The organism is Vibrio atlanticus (genome assembly GCF_024347315.1).
Taxonomy (GTDB): Bacteria; Pseudomonadota; Gammaproteobacteria; order Enterobacterales; family Vibrionaceae; genus Vibrio; species Vibrio atlanticus.
In genome coordinates this window covers 1,692,341-1,706,468 of the sequence record NZ_AP025460.1, presented here as the reverse complement: position 1 = coordinate 1,706,468, position 14,128 = coordinate 1,692,341, and the positions used below count along the sequence as shown (strand labels likewise).

The window sequence follows — 14,128 nt, the reverse complement described above, 5'->3', positions numbered from 1 at the left end:
GTATGTATTACTCTGAATTCGCTAGCTTAAAGCTAACAATCTTGTTTATTTACACACGACCTTGCAAAGGAATGATCGTCACCGTTTCACCGGCTTTTACAGTGTCTACCGCTGGTGAAATTTCGATTAGACAGTTTGCTTCGCTCATTGAACGTAGAATACCTGAACCTTGCTTACCGGTTGTTTTTACTTCAAGCACGCCTGATTCGTTCATTGAGAACACGCCACGGCTGAACTCAGTACGACCTTGACGAGAACGTAATTGCTCAGTCGCTATCGCGTTCGCTTTCACTGGTGTCCAGTTAGTTTGACCTTGTAGCTTGCGGATTGCAGGTTCTACAAAGTTAATGAACGACACCATCACGGCTACTGGGTTGCCAGGTAAACCGAAGAAAGGTTTGTCTTCAATTTTGCCGTAAGCAAGAGGGCGACCTGGACGCATGTTGATACGCCAGAAGTTAATCTCACCCAACTTATCTAACGCGAGTTTGATGTAGTCAGCATCACCAACAGACACGCCACCAGAAGTCAGAACCATATCGGTCTCTAACGACGCAGCATGAAGTACATCCATCATCTTTTGTTCGTCATCTTCGATAATGCCGTAATCAACGATGTCGCAACCTAGCTTTTGAAGCATGCCGATGATAGTGAAACGGTTCGAGTCGTAGATAGAGTTTGGCTTTTGCTCAACGCCCGGTGCCTGAACTTCATCACCCGTTGAGAACACACCCACCTTCACTTTACGCAGAACAGGGCAGGTACCGAAACCTAACGACGCCATCATACCCATTTCTGGTGCTTCGATGCGTGTGCCACGTGTAAAGACAGGTTGGCCAATTTCTAAATCTTCACCGGCCATACGGACATTTTGTCCAACTGAGATTTTCGCATCTGGGAAGCTAACTTTATCGCCATCTTGCACGGCTTGCTCACGCATCACAACAACATCAACGCCATCTGGCATTGGTGCACCCGTCATGATCTTAACAGCTTCACCTTGTTGAACGGTTTTGTCGTAGCTGTGACCAGCCATAACTTCAGCAACAATGTTGTAGCTATCCAATTCAAGATCTTCACTACGAATCGCGTAGCCATCCATTGCAGAATTAGTATTCTGTGGGACGTTGATTGGCGAGATCACATCTTCGGCCAGCACACGACCGTAGCCTTGCAGTAATTCAACACTCTCTGTGAGATCAAGCGCGTCAATGCTATCAACAATCTTTTGTTGGCCCTGAGTTACGGTTAAACCTGCAGGAGAAAACGAATCACAACACACCGCGGGCGCTGCGTCTTTTGAAGATGAGCATGACGCTGCTTTGCCTGTTGTAGAGGAAAGGTCAAAGGACTGCGCGTAATCGATGATGAAATCACGAATCGCTTCTAAGTCGTTGATCGCCATTTGAGGTAAGTCAGATTCAACGTGGTTATCAGCAGCAATAGCAATGATGTTGTCATCGTTTTGGTACAACCAAGGTTTACCCACTTCATCACGGTGAAGCTCGATTTTAGGGAAAGCAATGTTCTTACAGCCTTCAACCAAAATCAGATCAAGTGTGTTGGTATCAAAGCGAGTCAACAGGTAATCAAAATCGGCTTCTGCTTCTGGAGTCTCAGTCATCATCACGTGACGGTTACGCGAAGCTATCAGCATTTGATTTGCGCCCGCTTTGCGTAAACGGTAGCTGTCTTTGCCCGGCTTATCGACATCAAAATCGTGGTGAGCATGTTTTAGCACACCAACTTTTAAACCCGACTCTGTCAATAAAGGAAGCAGAGCTTCTAATACGGTTGTTTTGCCTGTGCCACTGTAAGCAGCAAACCCCAATAGAGGAAGGTTAGGGCGTTGTTTAGAATCTTTCATTATTGAAGCGTTCCGAATTGGGTGAGTTCTTCTGGCGTGTTGAGATTAACAAAGCAGTTAGGAGAATCGCTAAAATCAACGTATTCCGTGACACACTCTTTGTACAGCAAGATAATTTTACGATCACCACGTTCCAAAAACGCTTCTAACTTTGGTAGAACACGTTTGTGGAATAGGGTGAATACTGGTTGCTTAAATTCGCCATCATGCGCGACAAGAATGTCGCTGTCTTCTTTTACTGCAGAACAAAAACGTTCAACAAGGTCATCACTAATCTGTGGGCTGTCGCAAGGGACAAAGCCGACCCAATCTGTGCTCGCGTTTTTAAGGCCAGCATGAATGCCGCCCAATGGGCCTGGATAGTCAGGGAAAGAATCGGAAACAACCGGTGCAAATGCTTGGTAACTGTCTAAGTTACGGTTGGCATTGATGGTAATGCTGACATCTTGTTGTGACAGCTTGTTAATAACGTATTGAATAAGCGGAGAACCGTTGAGCTCAACGAGTCCTTTATCTTTTCCGCCCATGCGGCTGGCTTGTCCGCCAGCCAAAATAACCCAACTAGTTTGCGTTGGAAGCAGCATAAATATTCTCTTGTGCTTTGTTCTTTTTAATAACTTGCAGAAGCGGTGATTCGCTCAAAGTGTTGTCCTTGATCCACCACTGCTTCTTACACAAATCGGTTAACGCGTTAGTTTGGTGACTTGTAATGACTAAACTCGCGCCTCTCTGAAGAAGATCTTCGGCCATAATCACCAATCTTTCAATAGATTCTTTGTCTAAAGAAGCACTTGGTTCATCCATAAGCAAGATTGAAGGCTTAAGAATCCAAGCACGGGCCATTGCTACGCGTTGGCGCTCACCACCAGACAACACAGAAATGTGCTCATCTGCCAAGGTTTCTAAACCTACCATTCTTAATGCACTAATTATTTGAGCTCGCTTATCTTTTTGACTCTCTTTATTAAAGCGAATGCCATAAGCGACATTTTGGTACACCGAGCCATCAAAAAGGTAAGGGGTTTGGTGGAGATAGATGATGTCTTTAAATTTTAACCGAGGAAACAGGCTATGTTGCCAGCTTTGTGTCGGAGACTGAATACGGCCAGAGCTCGGCTTGATCAATCCTGATAAGATTTTAAGTAAGGTCGTTTTGCCAACACCATTGTCCCCTTTGAGATAAATGGCATCGTTGGGGCCGATCGACAATTCGGGGATGTGGAACAAAACACGCTCTTTGTAGCGCATTGAAATTTGCTGCGTTGTTATTTTTATACTCATGACAGCGTTCCTAAGTTCTTAAATAGCCTTTTCCTCTCACACTGGAAAGGAAAAAATTAAGGGCTAATGCCAATGCTAATAACACCATACCGAGGGCGACGCCTTGAGCGAATGCGCCTTTGTGGCTTTCCATGGCGATAGCTGTTGGGATGTTTCTTGTCATCCCCATAATGTTGCCACCCACCATCATTGAACAACCTACTTCTGTGACGATACGAGAGAAGGCAGCAATGGTGGCAGCCAATAGAGGGAAACGAGTTTCCCAAATCAAGGTACACGCGACTCGTGTTGTTGATACGCCAAGAGTGCGCGCTGTTTCTACTGCTCGGCGGTCACTGGCCTGCAGAGCGCCATGCATCATCGCAACTAGGATAGGGAAACAGATCAGCATCTGACCTAGAATCATCGCCTTTTGCGTGAACAGTAATTGCCAGTCACCTAAAGGACCAGAACGAGAGAGCATCATGTACATCAACAAGCCAATTACCACGGTCGGTATCGCTTGTAAGGTGTTGATCACCGAAAGCAGAGCCCATTTACCGGGGAATTCGGTGTAAGCCAGTAAGAAAGCCATAAGGATTGCAGGAACAATCACTAATGAGATGGCGGACAAAGATACGCTGAAGGATACCGCGACGATTTGCCACAATTCGTGGTCAAAACTCACCAGTAGATTCATTGCATCAATCGTTGTTTGCCATAGGGTCATGAAGTATCTCGTTTGAATCGATAATAGGCTTTTATCGGTAGTGTCTGATGTTAATCATAGCTGACACAAACTATTTGAGCCTGTATTGGTCAGCGATTGTTTCTAAGCGTGAATGCCTTAAAAGCAAGGCGGTTTTTAAACGTGATTATTTAGGTGGTCTCGTTGACTGTTTAGTTAAGCGTAGCGCTAGTTGGTTAGGGTTAAACCTTCAACGCTACGCTTTACTCACAACCCACGACTCATTTCTTACAACAAGCTATTCTGCACTTGCAACCAACTATTCTGCGTTTGCAACAAACAGCTGTTTGCCGTGCAGTTTAAAGTCGTTGATCAGTTTCTGGCCTTTAGGGTTAACCAACCAATCACTGAATACTTTCGCTGCTTGGTAATTGATGCTTGGGTAGCGTTCTGGGTTAACAAGAATCACTTGGTAAGGGTTAAATAGGTTCTTGTCGCCTTGGAACAACACTTTAAGGTCAAGTTTGTTTTGGTAAGCCAACCAAGTACCACGGTCTGTCATGGTGTAGCCTTGCATTTCAGACGCCATGTTCAGAGTTGGGCCCATTCCTTGACCAACGCTGCGATAGCCGCCAAAGTTTGGCTCCATCTTAGTTTGTGCCCAAATACCCATCTCTTTCTTATGAGTACCAGAGTCGTCCCCACGAGAAACAAACGTCACGTTGTTGTTCGCGATTGCTTTGAACACATCAGCTACTGCTTTTTGAGATTCAATCTTCGCAGGGTCGCTTTGTGGGCCAACGATAACAAAATCGTTGTACATCAGCTTACGAGGTAAAACGCCGTAACCTTTTTCAACGAAGTTCGCTTCAGCTTTTGGTGCGTGAGTCATTACCAAATCAACGTCACCGTTTTCACCCATGCGAAGTGATTTACCCGTACCCGCAGCGAGAACATCAACCTTAATACCAGAATCCTTTTCGAACTCAGGCAATAAGTAGTCCAGTAAGCCTGAGTGGTAGGTACTTGTGGTTGTCGCCAATTTGATATGAGTGGTGTCTTCCGCGCTGCTAGCCGTGTAACTGACGATAGATAGAGCTGCAATAGTTAGGGGAATTGCTTTCATTATTATTATGTCCATTCTGTTATAAATGAATGACATGCCTCTATTTTTAAAGGGCTCAAAGAAGGGCATGTGCATAAGACGCTAATTGTTGTAATTAGGAATCTACACCTAATAAGCAAGCTTAATGCCAATAAATAGTGCATCAAATCTCATTAAATTGCTGTTATATCGAACAAAACTGCGTCATTTAGGCTAACAAAATGCATTAAAATATGAGCTAGGACAAAATGTCGCACATTGTCCCTGTCGCACAAAAGGTTAATTGGTACACTCTGTCCCAACTTTCCCCATCGGCTAATCATTATGTCTTTACCTAGTTCACCTGCATCGAACCTAAACCCAAACACATTGACTCAATATCAAGCGTTTTCCGTCTTGGTCGTGGACGATGAAGTAGGGATGCAGGCTATTCTAAAGAAGGCTCTGGGTAAGTTCTTTGGCAAGGTATCGAGTGCAGGATCCGTTGAAGATGCTGAAATACTGCGTTCGAGCGAACATTTTGATCTCATTGTTCTTGATATCAACCTGCCAGGACGCTCTGGTATTGAGTGGGAAGAAGCGTTTAACGACAACGACAAACGTGCCGATGTTATTTTCATGACTGGCTATGCTGATCTAGAGATGACCATATCCGCGCTTAAGCTTGGCGCTTCAGACTTCATTCTTAAACCTTTCAACTTAGAACAAATGATACAAGCTGTACTACGTTGTATGGATAAGCGCCTTGATCAAAGAATGCAATACGCATTGAAGCGTGATGTTAGCCGTCATATCAAGACCGAGTTAATCGGTAACTCAGATAAAACCAAACAGCTTAAATTGCTGATCAGTCAATTTGCACCCTCTCGAGCATCCGTTCTTATAGAAGGTGAGTCAGGTACAGGTAAAGAGCTAGTTGCACGTGGTGTACATGAAGCCAGCAAACGCGCTGGGCCATTTGTGCCAATCAACTGTGGCGCAATCGCCCCAGAACTTCTAGAAAGTGAACTATTCGGGCATACCTCTGGCGCATTTACCGGCGCGAAGAAAAACCGTGAAGGTCTATTCAGAGTCGCAAGTGGTGGTACCTTGTTCCTTGATGAAATTGGTGAAATGCCACTACCAATGCAAGCAGCGCTGTTACGTGTGTTAGAGCAACGCACTATTCGTCCAGTCGGTAGCGAGAAAGAAATTGCCGTTGACGTACGAGTAGTGGCGGCGACTAACCGAAACCTTCAACAAGAGGTCGAAAAAGGGCACTTCCGTCGCGATCTATTCTACCGACTCAATGTGCTTAAAATCGATGTTGTGCCATTGAGAGAGCGTCCATCCGATCTAATAGAGCTTGTTCCGTATTTCACTCGTCTTTTAGCAAGTGAACTTAGTGTACCGGTCCCAAACTGGGCGCATGAAGATATCTTGGCGATGAATGAATACGAATGGCCGGGAAATATTCGCGAACTCAAAAACCTAGTCGAAAGGTGCATTCTTTTAGACAAGCCACCAGCGCACTATTGGCGCGAAATTAATGGCGATCCTGCGCCCACCAGCATTTCAGTGACGGTGTCACATGGAGCAGAAATACCAAACTTGAATAACGTAGACGCTGCAGAAGGTTACCCAAACACTTGGACACTCAAAGAAGTAGAAAAATCTCATATCGAGCAACTAGTGAGTTTTCATGATGGTAATAAATCCGCAGCTGCAAGAGACCTCGGCGTTGCACGGAAAACGCTAGAGCGTAAATATAAAGATTGGAACACAGAAGGCTCTGAATATGCCGATTAGACGTCATTGGTGGTCAAAGTGGACGTTTCGGTTCAAAACCATGGTGCGTTATCGTCTGTTATTTTTGACGTCAGCGCCGATCATCTTAACTTTATGCGCTCTGGTTGCGATCACTTTGTATTGGTCTGTTCATTATACGTGGCAGGGGGCTTTGATCGATGTTGATGAGCGTTTGGACGTTGCCGACAACAGTATTCATCTAATTCAAAACCAACAGGCCTATAACGTTCAAGCATTCGCTGAGTCTTACAACTTTCGAGTTAAACTTAAGAGTGATATTTCAAAGGAAGAGCTCACTCGTTGGGTTTCTGAAAAAAAATCTCGCTATGAGCTCGACTTTTTGCGCTGGAGAAGTGTTGAGAGCATGGGGAAAAAGCGTGAATACCTCGATCTGACACGCAAAGAATCGTTCTTTAGTGTATTGAGCCAAAATGAACTCAACGATTTAGACCAAAACCTTGCAAGACAAGCCGAAGTCCCAATGCTCAATAATCAAAACGTCGAAACTCGGGGTTTAGTTAGCCGCACTGTTGTGTCAATTCGAGACAAGAATGATCACGTTATTGGTTTTCTTGATGGCGGGATCCTACTTAACAACAGCACACAGTTAGTTGATCAGATCAGCAACTTGATCTATCCACAACGTGATGGTTTTAATCGCCGCATTGGTACGGTTACCGTATTCCTTGATGATCTGCGTGTCAGCACTAATGTGCCATTAAGCAGTGAAGACAGTGCAGGGCGCGCAATTGGTACTCGCGTTTCTCATGAGGTTCATTCAAAAGTATTGAATCAAGGGCAAAAGTGGTTAGACCGAGCATATGTTTACGACGCTTGGTACATCACCGCTTATCAACCAATCCACGACCAGTTTGATAACGTTATTGGCATGCTTTATACCGGCTATCTAATCTGGCCACTCGTAGAGACGTATCTGACTAACCTTGGTGAAATCAGCATCACCATCATATTACTGCTGTTAGCTTCAGGTTTGATCGTACACCGTGGTGCACGCGATCTTTTCAACCCAATTGAACGCATCCATAAAGTTGTAAAGCTAGTCCAAATGGGCCAAGACAAGCGAATCGGTACGTTGGGTTTGGATGATCAACACGAACTTACGTTGCTTGCGAAACAGTTCGACAAAATGTTAGATCTGCTCCACGAGCGTAATCAAGAGATTCAACAAGCTGCGTCTGAACTCGAATGTAAGGTTCATTCTCGTACCGCCAGTTTGAAAGAGAAAACGGAAGAACTCGAACTGCACATCCAGCTTCTCAACCAAGCTAGAGATAAGCTGGTGGTCAACGAGAAATTAGCCGCATTAGGTGAGTTAACCGCAGGTATTGCCCATGAGATTAATAACCCAACGGCGGTGATTCTTGGCAATGTTGAACTAATGAAGTTTGAACTCGGCGATGAAGTGGGCCGTGTAGACGAAGAAGTCCACGCGATCATGGAGCAGATCGACCGAATCCGAAACATCACACGAAGCTTACTTCAATACAGCCGACACGGTGGTGTACAAGACGAAATTACTTGGCAACATATCAATCCAATTGTCGATGAAAGTATTACACTCGTAAAAACAGGCGCAAAAAAGAAAGGCATTGTGTATGTCTCGCAATTGAATGCTAAAACCTCAGTCGAAGTGAACCGAAATCAATTGCTGCAAATTCTAGTAAACCTGCAAATGAACGCGATTCACGCGATGGACGGACAGGGCACATTGACTATCTCGAGTGAAGATTGGGTTGAAAATGGAGTATCTCATGGGGCTATTGTTCATGTTGAAGATGAAGGTTGTGGTATTAAGGAAGAACAACTGAAACGTATATTCTCGCCTTTCTATACCACCAAAAGAGACGGCACAGGCTTAGGTTTGTCCGTTTCTCAAAGTATTTTGAGCCAAACTGGCGGCGAAATACGAGTTGAATCCGAAGTAGGTAAAGGAAGTCGCTTTAGTATCTATCTTCAGCAAAAAGCCACACCGCAGTTATTAGTGTCTAACCTTTAGTCGTTCATAACGCGAATAGAAAAACACCTCCGCACTTAAGATAAGTTCGGAGGTGTTTTTATTTATAGCCCGTTATTTCAAACAATTACAAGCCATGTCGAACAATTACAAGCGTCTAAAATATGAAAAGCCTAATGCGCTGCCACTGAAATCTTCGGTGGGTTGATGTTGTGCTTCTTAAACTCTTTCATCACACGCAGGGTAATGTCGGTTTCAAACAATTTCTCATACGCGGTGTCCACCACATAAGCCTTACACGTCAACTGTATCGCTAGGTAGTGGTCGGTAATCGTCTGTTTAACCAGAACCGTTACAGGCTTTGGCAAGTGTATGTAACGACTTGAAGACGCGGCTTCTTGAATCAGGTCGCGGGCTAGGGTGATGTCTTCATTCATACCGACGTAAAACGGAATCACCACTTGCATGTCCAATGCGCCATAGTTACCACTGGTGGTCACTTCATTTAAGAACTTGTTGTTCGGGATCGTGATAATGTCGTCGTTCAGGGTTCTCATTCGAACAGAACGCAAACCAATGGTAATGATGTCGCCATAGTTACCTTCAAACGTGACGCGGTCACCAACTTGAAAGGGTCTATCAATCATTACCGTGATGCCCGCGATAAATGAAGCTGCCAAGTCTTTAAGCGCAAAGCCGACTGACACGGCGAGGGTACCACCAATCAAAGCCAGTATTTGGTCGTTGATTCGAAAGCTCATCATGAACACGATAAGACCGGTGCTCACGTAGATAAAGAACTGAGTAAACGACTGCAGTTTTTGTAGCAGCATTCGATATTGCACGAATTGGCTACCAAAACTGGTCACCATTGAGTTGATAAACTTAAGCAGCAACCACATCGCAGCAATAACGATCATGGAGAAAAACACACCGCTCCATCGCACTAGGCTCGCTATCTTTGAGATGTTTTCTACATTGGCTAACTCTTCCGTCGCAAAGGTCGGGAAACTGACAGCACTTGCCAAGCCAACAAATAGTAGGACAAATAACTTCTTCATTTTACTTCACCAGTAGATGTTGACGATCAAGAACGTTAGTAATGTGGCGGAACCAGTGCTCGGAAATTCGAGCCTTTTCTTCATGCCAACCAATATAACCACGGCTTTCAAAGTAACGCAGAATCCCCGTTATCTCTGCCGTGCTCAGCTGTGTACATTCAGACAACACTTCTGGAGAAGCGATTTCCAGTTGTACGATAGAACGAAGTACAGCCAACATAGGTTTCGGCATATTCTCTAGTTCCTGCGCTTCAGGGACATGGAATAAACGCACTACCGCTTGATCTGTTTCTTTGTTTCGGTTCAAAGAGAGTCGGAAGAAACGCAGCGCAACGGTAGGGTTGCCATCAGAGTAGTGCCACAAAATTCGATAGAAACCTTGGCGTGCACGTTCTTCTTCACTCATATCATCTTGGTCCCATTGCTTAGGAACCACTAAGCCATCAAAAGACAACGGCTTCTCTAGCTCCGTATTGATACGGCTATTTAGAAGTTCACCCACTTGTTTCTCTGTCCAACGCGGAAGGAAGCACACCAAATCAAACAGCAGACGCTCACCACGCGCTCTATCCACAAATCGCCAACTTGATTTGGCGATCGATATCACGACACGGTGGTTCTTTTTAGAACGACGCAGAAGGTTGGTCAAACGAATCAAATCAGACAGGCCACCGACCATTGGTTTCACCAGTCGTTGAGCGTTATCTATCGCGATAAGGTAAGTGGTATTGCTCTTACGAAGGTGCGCTAATATTTGAATTTCAGTTGCTTCTTCTTCTAAGCCAATGCTCACGGCTAAATGCGCTAAGAGCTCTTGGTAACCCGCGTAAGGGCAGCTTACATATACGGGCTCAGCGTTAGATACTTTGTGCAGCAAGGTATAAAGCAGCGTTGTCGCGCCCACACCACGCTCACCTGAAACAATACAGATAGCCGGGCTGTCTGACATCAAGTAGCGAGACAGTTGCTTAACCTCGTCACCGGCATAGTCAATTAACGTACTGTCTATATTACCTGGCAGAATGTATTCATAGGTTTGATCGCCTTTGATTCGAACCAAGTTTTGCTGATTCTTATCGAGATCTGACTGCTTAGCTACTTCGATTCTAAACAGATACGCCAAAGCTTGGCTAAACAGCGTGTAATTAGACAGCAAGGCCATGATGCGGTGTTGGAAACTGTACACGCTCAACCATACGATGCCAATTGCCGTTGCTATTATATTAAGTAGGAAGGTTTCCTTACGGTTTACCGCCCAATTCACCCATACCGGACGATCGGAGATGTGTTGCAACGTATCGAAGACTTTCGCGCGCCATAATTTAAGCACTGAAATGGTAACCAGTACAAACCAGAAAAACAGAACGCTATATATCCAACTATAAATCGTGCCTTTGCCTAGCGTGATGCTCGATATCTGAAGGGTCACACCCGCAACAATGAAGCTCCATACATAACGGCGAATAGTCGATAGGCGCAGCGCAATCACTTCTTGATTGGATGTGCGACCCAAACGATACGCAAATTCCAAAATAAAGCTGATGGCAATCGAACCACCTAGAATCCACCAGGTGAAGATCTCAAGGAAAATCAGGTGTTGTAGGCTAGGGATGCTGGAAAGCACTCTTAGTGAAAGCGTAATCGCGATTAACCAAGCAATCGCACGATCAGCGCGGCTGATATACCAAACCACACGCACTAAGAAAGGAGGGTTCGTTTTCGCTTCAAGAAAATTAATTCTGAACAACTCAATCAAACGAGTGCTGTTGGCAAGCCACCACGCTAAACCAAAGTAGATGAACAACACTTTTAATGATGCACCAATCACAGGTACTGGCGAAATAAAGATGTCTTTAACGAGCGCTTTAAAGCTACGAATTTGGAAGTAAACAAGATACTCAATGTTGAGCTTGGTTAATTCCCACTCTTGTTTAAATTGAGTTACGCCGTAAGGGCCAAAGCCCGTTAGGCGCTCTTTATTAGCGGAGTTCGTCTGCTCTAATAGGTGTTGCTTGCTTACATTCAAGCTATTCAAAGTGACGTAGCTGGTTTGAACGGCAAACCATTGTTCGGCGTCGTTGTTCGCTCTGTAGGCTTTTATCTGTTTCTCGAAGGTTTTGATTTCCTGCTTTTGAACTTGTAGCACTTCAGCGAGCAATATATTGACTTGGCGTCTGTCCGACGGCTCCATAAAGAGGGGATCGGGTAACGAATCAATTCGATCATCGAGATCAACAGCAGAATCGGATACCTGCGGCTGAGATTGTAAGTCATATTCCAAGTTGGCATGACTAGGCCATGAGAGAATGGCTAAAGTGAGGAGTAAGAAGCGCGATAGTGAACGCATAAAAGTCTCTTAGAATTATGAGGTTAGGATTACTATAGTTAGATAATCTTACTTTGTGAAATCCAACCCCGTATCGGGGGCGAGTACTTTATTCCTGTTTCGATCGATTTTGTCATGAAATTGTCAGGGATTAGGCTAGTCTTGGCTATGTCTGTGCCTGCTTTGATCGGGTTGGTTTTACTGTAACTAATCAGCATACGATATATTCAATGTTCGGCATGATTTGGGACGTTATATCTCTCCCATTTTAGGGCGCCGTTTGATATTTTGTTTTCCCTGAAAATCAGCGGCTTTTCGTCGATAAATAGAAAATCAAAAGTGTGAGTCAGCTCAAACTATGATTTGGTTGGGTTATCACTCACTTAATAGCGGGTAATTGCAATCAAGACTTGCAGTTAAAGCCCCGAACAAGTAACGTTGCGGCGTTTTTCACATTAAAAAGGTAACGGCATTGATCTCCACAGCAAATATCACCCAACAATTCGGCGCTAAGCCACTTTTCGAAAATATTTCAGTTAAGTTCGGCGAAGGCAACCGCTACGGTTTAATCGGCGCGAATGGCTGTGGTAAATCGACGTTCATGAAGATCCTATCTGGTGAACTTGAGCCAAGTGCTGGTAACGTAAGCTACGATCCAAACGAGCGCGTAGCTAAACTAAACCAAGACCAATTTGCTTACGAAGAATTCACGGTAATCGACACGGTTATCATGGGTCACAAAGAGCTTTGGGCTATTAAGCAAGAGCGTGACCGCATTTACTCTTTGCCTGAAATGAGCGAAGAAGACGGCATGAAGGTAGCTGATCTTGAAGTTCAGTTCGCTGAAATGGACGGTTACATGGCAGAAGCGAAAGCGGGTGAGCTTCTTCTTGCGGTAGGTATTGAAGAATCTATGCACTTCGGTCTAATGAGCGAAGTAGCACCAGGTTGGAAACTTCGTGTTCTATTGTCTCAAGTACTGTTTGCAGACCCGCATATCATGCTTCTTGACGAACCAACGAACAACCTGGACATGGACACCATCAAGTGGTTGGAAGATACGCTAAACCAACGTAACTGCACAATGATCATCATTTCGCACGACCGTCACTTCCTAAACTCTGTTTGTACACACATGGCTGACCTTGATTACGGCGAACTTCGTCTATTCCCTGGTAACTACGATGAGTACATGACAGCTGCGACTCAAGCTCGTGAGCGTCTACTGTCTGACAACGCTAAGAAGAAAGCACAAATTGCTGAACTTCAAACGTTCGTATCTCGTTTCTCTGCTAACGCATCTAAAGCGAAGCAAGCAACGTCTCGTGCTAAGCAGATCGATAAGATTCAACTAGACGAAGTTAAAGCATCTAGCCGTCAAAACCCATTCATCCGTTTCGAACAGTCTAAAGAGCTATTCCGTAATGCACTTGTGGTTGAAAACCTATCTCAAGGTTTTGAAGAAGACCTATACAACAAGTTCGACGGTATTTTTGAAGTAGGTGAGCGTGTTGCTATCATCGGTGAGAACGGTGTGGGTAAAACAACGCTACTTAACACACTAGCTGGCGCTCTTGAGCCACGTACTGGTGAGTACAAGTGGTCTGAAAACTCAAACATCGGTTACTACGCTCAAGATCACGCACATGATTTCGAGACAGACATGAACCTGTTTGATTGGATGAGCCAATGGCGCCAAGAAGGCGAAGACGAGCAAGTTGTTCGTGGCTTCCTAGGTCGTATGCTATTTGGTCAAGACGACATTAAGAAATCTGTAAAGGTTATCTCTGGTGGTGAACAAGGTCGTATGCTTCTTGGTAAGATCATGATGCACAAGCCAAACATCCTGCTTATGGATGAACCAACGAACCACATGGATATGGAATCTATCGAAGCGCTTAACTTGGCTCTTGAGAACTACAAAGGCACATTGTTCTTCGTATCTCACGACCGTGTATTCGTAGACTCGCTTGCAACTCGTATCCTTGAAATCAAAGATGGCAAGATCAACGATTTCCGCGGTACTTACGCTGAGTTCTTGAAAGCACGCGGCTAAGC

10 protein-coding genes are annotated in these 14,128 nt (G+C 44.7%); 3 read left to right on the top strand and 7 right to left on the bottom strand.

What is annotated here, in order from left to right; genetic code table 11:
- Positions 1–49: 49 nt before the first annotated feature.
- The 5 genes from OCV30_RS07510 to OCV30_RS07490 form a co-directional block, all read right to left on the bottom strand.
- Positions 50–1,867, bottom strand: coding sequence for a bifunctional molybdopterin-guanine dinucleotide biosynthesis adaptor protein MobB/molybdopterin molybdotransferase MoeA (locus OCV30_RS07510; RefSeq protein ID WP_065680389.1), 1,818 nt, complete (start codon positions 1,865–1,867; stop codon positions 50–52).
- Entirely contained in the window at positions 1,867–2,451 is a 585-nt protein-coding gene (gene mobA, locus OCV30_RS07505) for a molybdenum cofactor guanylyltransferase MobA (protein ID WP_004733776.1), read from the bottom strand. Before mobA ends, OCV30_RS07510 begins: the two co-directional genes overlap by 1 nt.
- Positions 2,429–3,148 carry an energy-coupling factor ABC transporter ATP-binding protein gene (locus OCV30_RS07500; protein WP_065680388.1) on the bottom strand — a complete coding sequence of 240 codons (720 nt, stop codon included), beginning with the start codon at positions 3,146–3,148 and terminating at the stop codon, positions 2,429–2,431. The genes mobA and OCV30_RS07500 overlap by 23 nt, the downstream gene beginning before the upstream one ends.
- Positions 3,149–3,158: 10 nt before the next feature.
- Positions 3,159–3,857, bottom strand: coding sequence for an ABC transporter permease (locus OCV30_RS07495; protein WP_009846742.1), 699 nt, complete (start codon positions 3,855–3,857; stop codon positions 3,159–3,161).
- Between the two features lie 277 nt (positions 3,858–4,134).
- A complete protein-coding gene (locus OCV30_RS07490) occupies positions 4,135–4,941 on the bottom strand; it encodes an ABC transporter substrate-binding protein (RefSeq protein ID WP_009846741.1) in 807 nt (268 codons plus the stop codon).
- Positions 4,942–5,244: 303 nt separating this feature from the next.
- Here OCV30_RS07490 and OCV30_RS07485 point away from each other — a divergent pair, with 303 nt between their 5' ends.
- On the top strand, positions 5,245–6,708 hold the full coding sequence (locus tag OCV30_RS07485; protein WP_065680387.1) for a sigma-54-dependent transcriptional regulator: 1,464 nt from the start codon (positions 5,245–5,247) through the stop codon (positions 6,706–6,708).
- Positions 6,698–8,725: a sensor histidine kinase gene (locus OCV30_RS07480; RefSeq protein WP_065680386.1), complete on the top strand. Its 2,028-nt coding sequence runs from the start codon at positions 6,698–6,700 to the stop codon at positions 8,723–8,725. The genes OCV30_RS07485 and OCV30_RS07480 overlap by 11 nt, the downstream gene beginning before the upstream one ends.
- A 131-nt stretch (positions 8,726–8,856) precedes the next feature.
- On the opposite strand, the gene OCV30_RS07475 is transcribed toward OCV30_RS07480, so the two are convergent.
- Both OCV30_RS07475 and OCV30_RS07470 read right to left on the bottom strand, forming a co-directional pair.
- Positions 8,857–9,744, bottom strand: coding sequence for a mechanosensitive ion channel family protein (locus tag OCV30_RS07475; RefSeq protein WP_065680385.1), 888 nt, complete (start codon positions 9,742–9,744; stop codon positions 8,857–8,859).
- Between the two features lies 1 nt (position 9,745).
- The gene (locus OCV30_RS07470) at positions 9,746–12,091 is read right to left on the bottom strand and encodes an ATP-binding protein (protein ID WP_065680384.1); all 2,346 of its coding nucleotides are present in this window, start codon (positions 12,089–12,091) and stop codon (positions 9,746–9,748) included.
- A 451-nt stretch (positions 12,092–12,542) separates the two neighbouring features.
- On the opposite strand from OCV30_RS07470, the gene OCV30_RS07465 reads away from it, so the two are divergent.
- Complete coding sequence (locus OCV30_RS07465; protein WP_009846736.1) at positions 12,543–14,126, top strand: ABC-F family ATPase; 1,584 nt, start codon at positions 12,543–12,545, stop codon at positions 14,124–14,126.
- Positions 14,127–14,128 lie beyond the last annotated feature (2 nt).

Bases quoted from the DNA above. Each gene is read 5' to 3' on its own strand.
- OCV30_RS07490 (WP_009846741.1), bottom strand. From the start codon at position 4,941: ATGAAAGCAATTCCCCTAACTATTGCAGCTCTATCTATCGTCAGTTAC.
- OCV30_RS07480 (WP_065680386.1), top strand. From the start codon at position 6,698: ATGCCGATTAGACGTCATTGGTGGTCAAAGTGGACGTTTCGGTTCAAA.
- OCV30_RS07495 (WP_009846742.1), bottom strand. From the start codon at position 3,857: ATGACCCTATGGCAAACAACGATTGATGCAATGAATCTACTGGTGAGT.
- OCV30_RS07475 (WP_065680385.1), bottom strand. From the start codon at position 9,744: ATGAAGAAGTTATTTGTCCTACTATTTGTTGGCTTGGCAAGTGCTGTC.
- OCV30_RS07485 (WP_065680387.1), top strand. From the start codon at position 5,245: ATGTCTTTACCTAGTTCACCTGCATCGAACCTAAACCCAAACACATTG.
- OCV30_RS07470 (WP_065680384.1), bottom strand. From the start codon at position 12,091: ATGCGTTCACTATCGCGCTTCTTACTCCTCACTTTAGCCATTCTCTCA.
- OCV30_RS07500 (WP_065680388.1), bottom strand. From the start codon at position 3,148: ATGAGTATAAAAATAACAACGCAGCAAATTTCAATGCGCTACAAAGAG.
- mobA (WP_004733776.1), bottom strand. From the start codon at position 2,451: ATGCTGCTTCCAACGCAAACTAGTTGGGTTATTTTGGCTGGCGGACAA.
- OCV30_RS07510 (WP_065680389.1), bottom strand. From the start codon at position 1,867: ATGAAAGATTCTAAACAACGCCCTAACCTTCCTCTATTGGGGTTTGCT.